The organism is Gracilibacillus orientalis (genome assembly GCF_900114645.1).
In the GTDB taxonomy this organism is placed as follows: domain Bacteria; phylum Bacillota; class Bacilli; order Bacillales; family Amphibacillaceae; genus Gracilibacillus; species Gracilibacillus orientalis.
Genome location: NZ_FOTR01000008.1, coordinates 208,797 through 217,596, shown reverse-complemented (window position 1 = coordinate 217,596; position 8,800 = coordinate 208,797). Strand labels below are relative to the sequence as shown.

The 8,800-nt window shown below is 37.3% G+C and carries 9 protein-coding genes, 2 tRNA genes and 2 rRNA genes; 10 read left to right on the top strand and 3 right to left on the bottom strand.

Annotation, left to right across the window (positions count from 1 at the left end):
• The 9 genes from BM121_RS15350 to tsaD all read left to right on the top strand — a co-directional run.
• Positions 1–167: ribosomal RNA gene (locus BM121_RS15350) — 23S ribosomal RNA — on the top strand; the annotation flags it as partial.
• Between the two features lie 71 nt (positions 168–238).
• Positions 239–355 (top strand): 5S ribosomal RNA (gene rrf, locus BM121_RS15345).
• Between the two features lie 62 nt (positions 356–417).
• Positions 418–494, top strand: a tRNA-Met gene (locus tag BM121_RS15340).
• A 76-nt stretch (positions 495–570) separates the two neighbouring features.
• Positions 571–647, top strand: a tRNA-Asp gene (locus tag BM121_RS15335).
• Positions 648–819: 172 nt separating this feature from the next.
• Positions 820–1,797: a thiamine-phosphate kinase gene (gene thiL / locus BM121_RS15330; RefSeq protein WP_091484528.1), complete on the top strand. Its 978-nt coding sequence runs from the start codon at positions 820–822 to the stop codon at positions 1,795–1,797.
• A gap of 4 nt (positions 1,798–1,801) precedes the next feature.
• Complete coding sequence (tsaE, locus tag BM121_RS15325) at positions 1,802–2,257, top strand: tRNA (adenosine(37)-N6)-threonylcarbamoyltransferase complex ATPase subunit type 1 TsaE (RefSeq protein ID WP_091484527.1); 456 nt, start codon at positions 1,802–1,804, stop codon at positions 2,255–2,257.
• Positions 2,254–2,952, top strand: coding sequence for a tRNA (adenosine(37)-N6)-threonylcarbamoyltransferase complex dimerization subunit type 1 TsaB (gene tsaB, locus BM121_RS15320; RefSeq protein ID WP_091484526.1), 699 nt, complete (start codon positions 2,254–2,256; stop codon positions 2,950–2,952). The genes tsaE and tsaB overlap by 4 nt, the downstream gene beginning before the upstream one ends.
• Positions 2,945–3,391, top strand: a complete 447-nt coding sequence (rimI, locus tag BM121_RS15315; RefSeq protein ID WP_091484525.1) for a ribosomal protein S18-alanine N-acetyltransferase — start codon at positions 2,945–2,947, stop codon at positions 3,389–3,391. Before tsaB ends, rimI begins: the two co-directional genes overlap by 8 nt.
• Complete coding sequence (gene tsaD, locus BM121_RS15310; protein ID WP_091484537.1) at positions 3,388–4,425, top strand: tRNA (adenosine(37)-N6)-threonylcarbamoyltransferase complex transferase subunit TsaD; 1,038 nt, start codon at positions 3,388–3,390, stop codon at positions 4,423–4,425. Before rimI ends, tsaD begins: the two co-directional genes overlap by 4 nt.
• A 272-nt stretch (positions 4,426–4,697) precedes the next feature.
• Here the strand turns inward: tsaD and BM121_RS15305 are convergent, their stop codons facing one another.
• Entirely contained in the window at positions 4,698–6,623 is a 1,926-nt protein-coding gene (locus BM121_RS15305) for an ABC-F family ATP-binding cassette domain-containing protein (protein WP_091484524.1), read from the bottom strand.
• Positions 6,624–6,792: 169 nt separating this feature from the next.
• Between BM121_RS15305 and BM121_RS15300 the strand changes: the two genes are divergently transcribed.
• Positions 6,793–7,440: a redox-sensing transcriptional repressor Rex gene (locus BM121_RS15300; RefSeq protein ID WP_091484523.1), complete on the top strand. Its 648-nt coding sequence runs from the start codon at positions 6,793–6,795 to the stop codon at positions 7,438–7,440.
• 65 nt (positions 7,441–7,505) lie between these two features.
• On the opposite strand, the gene BM121_RS15295 is transcribed toward BM121_RS15300, so the two are convergent.
• Both BM121_RS15295 and BM121_RS15290 read right to left on the bottom strand, forming a co-directional pair.
• Complete coding sequence (locus tag BM121_RS15295; protein ID WP_091484522.1) at positions 7,506–7,715, bottom strand: YdiK family protein; 210 nt, start codon at positions 7,713–7,715, stop codon at positions 7,506–7,508.
• Positions 7,716–7,719: 4 nt separating this feature from the next.
• A complete protein-coding gene (locus BM121_RS15290) occupies positions 7,720–8,430 on the bottom strand; it encodes a CPBP family intramembrane glutamic endopeptidase (RefSeq protein WP_091484521.1) in 711 nt (236 codons plus the stop codon).
• Positions 8,431–8,800 lie beyond the last annotated feature (370 nt).

Here is an 8,800-nt window from a genome sequence, read left to right as displayed (position 1 = left end):
AGGGATAAGTGCTGAAAGCATCTAAGCATGAAGCCCCCCTCAAGATGAGACTTCCCATCTATTCGATAGAGTAAGATCCCTCAGAGACGATGAGGTAGATAGGTTCGAGGTAGAAGCGTGGTGACATGTGAAGCTGACGAATACTAATAGATCGAGGACTTAACTATACGATTTGTTTGAACTTGTTGTTAACTCTTATCTAGTTTTTAGGGTATATCCCTTATCTAATGATATAAAGTCTGGTAGCGATAGCGAAGAGGTCACACCTGTTCCCATGCCGAACACAGTAGTTAAGCTCTCCAGCGCCCATGGTAGTTGGGGCTCGCGCCCCTGCGAGAGTAGGACGTTGCCAGGCTTGTTTTTAAAAAAGAACAAACTATGTTATAGTTTAATGTACTACCTTTTATTTATTATTATCGCGGGGTGGAGCAGTCTGGTAGCTCGTCGGGCTCATAACCCGAAGGTCGCAAGTTCAAATCTTGCCCCCGCAACCAAAAAAATTCTTGCAACGTTGATATAGTTATTACTGTTAGAAAATAATCGTTGTTCTTGAAGAATGTAACCAAATTTGGTCCGGTAGTTCAGCTGGTTAGAATGCCTGCCTGTCACGCAGGAGGTCGCGGGTTCGAGTCCCGTCCGGACCGCCATTTTATGACTAACGAATAAGACAACCTTAAGTTTTGATACTTAAGGTTTTTTGTTTGTCTAAAATAATTATCATAAATAAAGATTAAGCTATGAAAAAGAGATGTTTCCCCTGTCCCCCTGTCCTAAGTTTTGGTATGATGTGTGTAGTTGTTGTGTATGGAGGTAGGATTGATGGAGGAATTTGATTTTATTCGCTCGATTCAGCCGAACTTTTATCGACAGTCTTCAGTAGTGAAGGGTATTGGTGATGATGCGGCTATTGTAAGGCATACTAATGAAGATATAATTACGACGGTTGATACAATGGTGGAGGATGTTCATTTTTCCTCTAAGACAACCAAACCATATCATATTGGTTATCGAGCCCTGGCTGCTAATATAAGTGATATTGCAGCTATGGGTGGGAAGCCTACGTCGTATGTAGTATCTATTGTGATACCAGACAGCTGGACTGCAGATGAATTACAAGAGATTTATCAAGGCATGAATGGACTGGCAAAAGAATGTAACATGGACCTTATCGGTGGTGACACTGTATCAGGTGAACAGTTAGTTCTGTCGATAACAGTATTAGGGACTGTTTTAAAAGGGAAAGCTAGATTTCGCAGTGATGCACAAGAAAATGATATAATCTTTGTGACTGGAACACTAGGTGATGCAGCTTGTGGTTTACATATATTATTGAATGCATCTCATACAGATCATGAAAAATATCAATATTTTATTAATCGACATCGAATGCCCATGCCAAGGGTCTCTTTTATTAATCAATCTGATGCTATTAAGAGGATGTCATTAAATGATATAAGTGATGGTATTGCAAATGAAGCAAATGAAATAGCAATGGCTTCTGATAAGACATTGATCATTGATTATGATAAAGTGCCAAGCCATCCACAACTATTTGATTTTTCCTCTAAACAGAAATTTAAATGGACGTTATCAGGTGGAGAAGACTTTGAATTAATTGGAACTGTTTCAAATAGAGATTGGGAGCAATTGCAGGTTATAGCAAAGCAAACTGATACCAATATTTCAGCGATAGGAATCGTGCGAAATGATTATAAAAAGAATGGTACCGTGTGGTTACAACATAATCAAGAATTAAATAGATTGGAAAAATCGGGTTATACACATCTAAGAAGGTGAAAAAATGAGTCAATATATCTTCGAAACAAAAACAGAAGAGGAAACAAGAAGATTAGCAAATAAATTAGCATTACTCCTACGTCCTGGTGAAGTACTAACACTAGAAGGCGATTTAGGTGCAGGGAAAACAACTTTCACCAAAGGTTTAGGGGCTGGACTTGGTGTAAGAAGAACGATTAACAGTCCGACCTTTACGATTGTAAAAGAATATATGGGGGAAATCCCGTTATACCATATGGATGTTTATCGTCTGGAGGATAGTGAAGAGGATATCGGTTTTGATGAATATTTCAATGGTGAAGGTATTACCGTTGTAGAATGGGCAAGCTTTATAGAAGAATTTCTTCCGGAAGAACGATTAGAGATTCAAATAAAAAGAATCGATGAACATACAAGGAATATTATTTTCCATCCAATTGGTGGTCACTTTGATTCGGTATGTAAGGAGCTATATTCATGAATGTGTTAGCAATTGATACTTCTAATCAAGTATTAGGTGTTGCAGTAAGTAAAGATGGGGAAGTGAAATCAGAATACACTGCGAACATGAAACGCAATCACTCGGTTGGTTTAATGCCAGCTATTGACCATGTGATGCAAGAAACAGAAACGACGCCAGATCAATTAGACCGGATTGTTGTTGCCAAAGGTCCAGGTTCTTATACAGGGGTTCGTATTGGTCTATCTACAGCAAAAACAATGGCTTGGACACTAAACATTCCGATTGTGGCTATATCCAGTTTAGAATTATTGGCGCATAATGTACGTCAGCAAAATGTGCTCATCTCACCTTTTTTTGATGCGCGTAGAGGCTTAGTCTATACAGGTTTATATGAAAGCAATTATGATCGGATTCATGTAAAAAAAGAAGATCAGAATATTTTAATGGAGCAGTGGCTGGATGAATTACAAAGCTATCAAAAGCCTGTTATCTTTCTAAGCCAGGACATAAAGCAACACCAAAGCTTGATTAAAGACAAATTAGCAAAGGCCGCCATTTTCCCTCCTGCTATTGATCATCTCCCTCGTGCTGGTCAATTAGCCCTCTTAGGGGAGCAACATAACGAGGATAATCTTCATGAATTAACACCTAACTATATTCGTGTAGTTGAAGCAGAAGCAAAGTGGTTAAAGGAACAAGAACAAAATGGCTAAAGTTCAATTTCGTATAATGACAGAAACAGATATAGAGGCGGTCAAAGAGATAGATAAACGTTCATTTCCAATCCCATGGCCAGACGATATCTATAAAGAAGAATTAACAAAGAATCAGTATGCACAATATTTTGTGGCCACATTAAATGACAAGGTGGTTGGCTTTTGTGGGTCATGGATGGTGTTAGATGAAGCACAAATAACGAATATTGCGATTGATCCAGATTATAGAGGGCAAGGATATGGGCAAGGACTATTTCAGTATTTAATCAATTATGCAGTTGCCCATGGCATTCGCCATTTATCATTGGAAGTACGTGTTTCCAATATAACTGCACAACAGATGTACAAAAAGTTCGGGATGAAACTCGGTGGAATCAGAAAAAATTATTATAGCGATAATCAGGAAGATGCTTTAGTATTGTGGGTGAATTTATGAGTGAATATATATTAGGAATTGAAACGAGCTGTGACGAAACTGCTGCAGCCATTATAAAAGATGGTCGAGAGATTGTGTCGAATGTGGTGGCTTCCCAAATTGAAAGCCATAAACGCTTTGGCGGGGTTGTTCCAGAAATAGCTTCAAGGCATCATGTCGAACAGATCACCGTCGTGTTAGAAGAAACCTTTGAAAAAGCAGGTTTAACTATGAAGGATATCGACGCTGTTACCGTAACGGAAGGGCCAGGTCTAGTCGGTGCACTATTGGTAGGTGTCAATGCAGCGAAAAGCTTAGCCTATGCACACCAAAAGCCACTAGTTGGTGTTCACCATATAGCAGGACACATTTATGCTAACCGTTTAGAAAAAGACTTCGAATTTCCGCTGTTAGCCCTAGTGGTTTCCGGCGGACATACTGAATTGATTTTGATGAAAAAACACGGTGACTTTGAAATTATTGGAGAAACAAGAGATGATGCTGCCGGAGAAGCGTACGATAAAGTAGCACGAACATTGCAATTACCTTATCCAGGTGGCCCTAAAATGGATCAATTAGCACACCAAGGTGAATCTAATATTGACTTCCCACGCGCATGGTTAGAAGAGGATTCATTTGATTTCAGTTTTAGTGGATTGAAGTCATCGGTCATAAATACATTGCACAACGCGAAACAAAAAGGAGAAACATTAAAACAAGAAGATGTTGCTGCAAGTTTTCAGGATAGTGTTGTGGAAGTATTAACGGAAAAAGCTTATAAAGCCGCAAAACAATACGGAGTGAATCAAGTTATTGTAGCCGGCGGTGTAGCGGCAAATAAAGGATTGCGAACGGCTATGCAGTCTAAATTTCAGCAAGAAGAATCAGTGGAATTACTATTTCCATCATTACCACTTTGCACAGATAATGCAGCAATGATCGCAGCAGCAGGATCTGTTGCCTTTCAACAAGGACATCGAGCACAATGGGATTTAAACGCAAACCCAAGCTTAAGCCTAGAAAGATACGCAAAAAGATCAAAGCTAGAACGTTAAAACGTTCTAGCTTTTCTTTTTTATGCAAGAATAACCAAGCGTATAATTATCCACAATTAAAAACATAAAATGTGGATAATTATATAAACCTTTTCATATCAAGCTTGGATAACAACGAAAAAATGTGTATAACATGATTCGTTTTTGTGGATAATGTGGACAAACCTCTTGATAACTGAATTATTAGGGTAGAATAAGTGGATAAAGTTGTGTGTAAATCGGAATGGATTATAAAGGACATTATGCCTAAATGTGCACAATGTCCTTTATAATTATTCGTGTAATGTTTCCCATTCTTCCATTAATAATTCCATTCGCTCTTTTAAGGAATCGTTTTTATTGGTTAACTCCAGGGCTTTTTCATGATCTTGAAACACTTGAGGATCACACAGCATTTGATCTATTTCTTCCATTTCTAATTCAAGTTGTTCAATCTCATCTTCAATATCCTTAATTCGACGCTCAATTTTACGTTGTTCTTTTTTTTGTTGTTTATCTTTTTCATAATTGGTTTTTGTGGTTTCCTTTTTTTCTACTGTCTTCTTTTCGGCCTTTTTTAATTCGGCAAGTTCCTGTTCTTCTTGTTTTTTCTCCACATAGTAATCATAATCACCTAAGTAGAGAGTTGTTTTATCAGGCTGCATTTCCAGTACACTTGTGGCTAACTTATTAATAAAATATCGGTCGTGAGAGACAAACAAAATGGATCCGGGGTAATCGATTAGTGCTGCTTCCAGCACTTCTTTACTATCCAAATCTAAATGGTTGGTCGGCTCATCGAGTAATAAGAAGTTGGCTTTCTTCATCATTAATTTAGCTAATGCGATCCTTGCCTTTTCTCCACCACTTAAAGCTGATACGTTGCGTAGCACATCATCGCCACTGAAAAGGAAGTTACCGAGAATGGTACGAATGTCTTTTTCATTTATTGCTGGGTAATCATCCCATAGTTCATTCAATACCGTTTTCTTCGGATTTAATTGTGTTTGCTCCTGATCATAATAGCCAATCTGTACATTCGTTCCGAGCTGAATCTCACCTGTGGCGGGATCTAACTGTCCGATGATTGCCTTTAATAAGGTCGACTTACCAACACCATTGGGTCCGACCAGTGCAACACTATCACCTCGTTCGATATGCAAGTTAAGATTAGAAAAAATGAACGGGTCTGACGATTGATAATGGAAAGCCAAGTCATTAATTTTTAAAACATCGTTACCACTTCTCCGTTCAATCGCAAACGAAAACTTAGCGGAGCCTTCTTCGCCTGCGGGTCTGTCCATGACTTCCATTTTTTCTAACTGCTTTCGTCTACTTTGCGCACGTTTGGTAGTAGAAGCACGTACAATGTTCTTCTGAATAAACTCTTCCATTTTTTTAAATTCACTCTGTTGTTTATCATAGAGCTTGAGATCGCGTTCATAATTAGCAGCTTTTTGTTGTAAATAATCACTATAGTTTCCGTGGAATTTACTAGAGTGATGGCGAGAAATTTCATAGATGACATTCACTGTTTTATCTAAAAAATAGCGGTCGTGTGATACGATGACGACAGCACCTTGATAACTGTTTAAAAATCCCTCCAGCCAAGTCAGCGTCTGAATATCTAAATGGTTGGTTGGCTCATCTAAAATGAGAATGTCTGGCTTGGTTAGTAATAGTTTCCCTAAAGCCAATCTGGTCTTTTGTCCTCCGCTTAGTGTAGCAATGGAAGCTGTCCACATGCTTTCCGGGAAAGCAAGACCATTTAACACTGCTTTCATGTCTGCTTCATATTGATAGCCGCCAGCAAGTTTGAAGTCTTCCTGTTTTTGATCATAACTGGTAAGCAGCTGTTCGTAGCGTTCCCTATCAGCAAGCAGATTAGGATCCCCCATTTGCTGTTCCATCTGGCGTATTGCTTTTTCTTCCTTTTGAAAGTGCTCAAATATTTTAAGCATTTCATCCCAAATGGTTTCATTGGAATCTAAGCCGGAATGCTGAGCAAGATAACCTAATGAAACCTCTTTCGGTTTATGAATTTCTCCTTCATCATAACTAAGTTGATTGGAAATAATATTTAAAAGCGTGGATTTACCAGCACCATTACGTCCAACTATAGCGATACGTTCGTTACTTTTAATCTCTAGTTTTATATTAGATAAGATCAGTTCTGCACCGAATCTTTTGGTTAAATTGTTTACTTGTAAATAAATCATCTGATTTCACCTCTAGATATTAAGTGTATCTGAAAGCAGATACCACTGCAAGCACAGTAGTTTTGGATTAAGTGAATAATTTCACGACATTTAATTGTTTTTCTGTTAGAATAAAAGTAAGTAAAAACATTCACAAATCCAAACCGATCAATAGTAAGGGGAATGAATGATGATGAATCAAAATAAAATACCACAAGCGACAGCAAAACGTTTACCATTATATTATCGATTTTTAAATAATCTTCACATTCAAGGAAAATCCCGCGTATCTTCAAAGGAATTAAGTGAAGCGATTAAAGTTGATTCTGCTACAATCAGAAGAGATTTCTCCTATTTTGGTGCATTAGGAAAAAAAGGGTATGGCTACAATGTTGAATACTTGCTAGGCTTTTTCCGTAAAACATTAGACCAGGATGAAAATACACCTGTTGCTCTAATTGGTGTAGGTAATTTAGGAACCGCTTTTTTAAATTATAATTTCACTAAAAATAATAATACAAAAATTGAAATGGCCTTTGATGCAGACAAACGTAAGGTAGGGAAAACGATTGGGGATGTTCAAATTTATCACATTGAAGATTTAGAGGATAATCTTGAAAATATTTCTGTTGCGATTTTAACAGTACCTGTGTCCGAAGCGCAAAATATTACCGATCGTCTAATAAATGCAGGGATAAGTGGTGTTTTGAATTTCACACCGGCAAGAATTACCGTTCCAGAACACGTGCGTGTCCATCATATTGATTTAGCAGTAGAATTACAATCCCTTGCCTATTTTATGAAGCATTATCCGCTAGAGCATGAAGAAGAGCAATAAGGAACAAGAGTTTTTCAAGTATCTATCAGATGAAGGATAAAAATAGACTCAGCTAATAGCCGAGTCTATTTTTTATCCTTATCGTTCGCCTTTTTAATGCGAAAATGTAAATTCATTAACCTTACTGCAACTACAAAATCAATCGTTGCAAAGGTTGCTAATGCAATCGTAATAAAATTAAAAATAGTCTCATCTGCCGATTGGATTGCTATATAGGTGAATAAGGCACCTAACGCAATGTAAAAAAAGGCAGAACGTAAAGGTGAAATACGCATAATACTATTGTCCTCCAATAAGAATCATCATTAATTGTTCCATTTTCTCCATTTGTCGTTCGATTTCTTCTGGATCCATCGATAACTGTCCAATCACAGCGAAGGTATTAATTGCCATGTGAGCAATAATGGGAACAATGATTCGTTTTGTCTCTACATATAGGAAAGCAAATACCATTCCTATTGCTGTGTAAGTTAAAATGTGTTCGAAATCCATATGAACTGCCGCAAATATAACACCAGATAGCAAAGCTGCAAAAAAGAAATTCATTCTTTTATAGAGTGAACCAAAAATAGCTTTTCGAAACACGAGCTCTTCTAAAATTGGTCCTAAAACGGAAATGATCACAATAAATATGGGAGCTTGACGAGCAACATTCATTAAGTCCATCGTATTCTTAGATCCGGGCTTAATACCAAACACTACTTGTTCAATAATTATCGCAGTATATTGTGAAATCATAACTAAAATAATGCCGAGAAATGACCATAATATGATTGACCCGATTTTTTTCTCTCTTAATTGAAAGAAATCCTTCATTTCATGGCGTAGTATAATCAGACAAATAACGAGTGCCACGGCAAATGTCATGACTGACCATGCAACGATAAAAACATCTTGATTTTCGATAAGTGGCATAAACGGCTGTACTAGTAAACCGGAACTCTGCATTGCAACATACGTTATGATCAAATAAATATATTTTCTTGGCAAAGTATAACGACTCCTTACATTCTTTTTAATGTCATGATATGTATTTTAACATAAATAAAAATACATATCCCTTATAAACAGTGGGCGTATGGTATATTTTTTTATGAATCAGCCCCAATATTAGCCCCACTTTCTTGTAAACTGTAATTAAATAGCCTAACACTTTCTTCTTCTAATTCTTTAAAGACATGATCGTACACATTATAAATCATGTCCGGTGTATTACCCAAACGTTCTGCAATAGCTTTAACGGTGGCGTTCTTATTAATTAAGATGGTAGCGTGTGTGTGCCTTAGCCATGAACGGTTATTTTCTTCACTTTTGCTAGTTGTATCATTTCTTTAATCTTTTGATTGATGTAACTATTCGG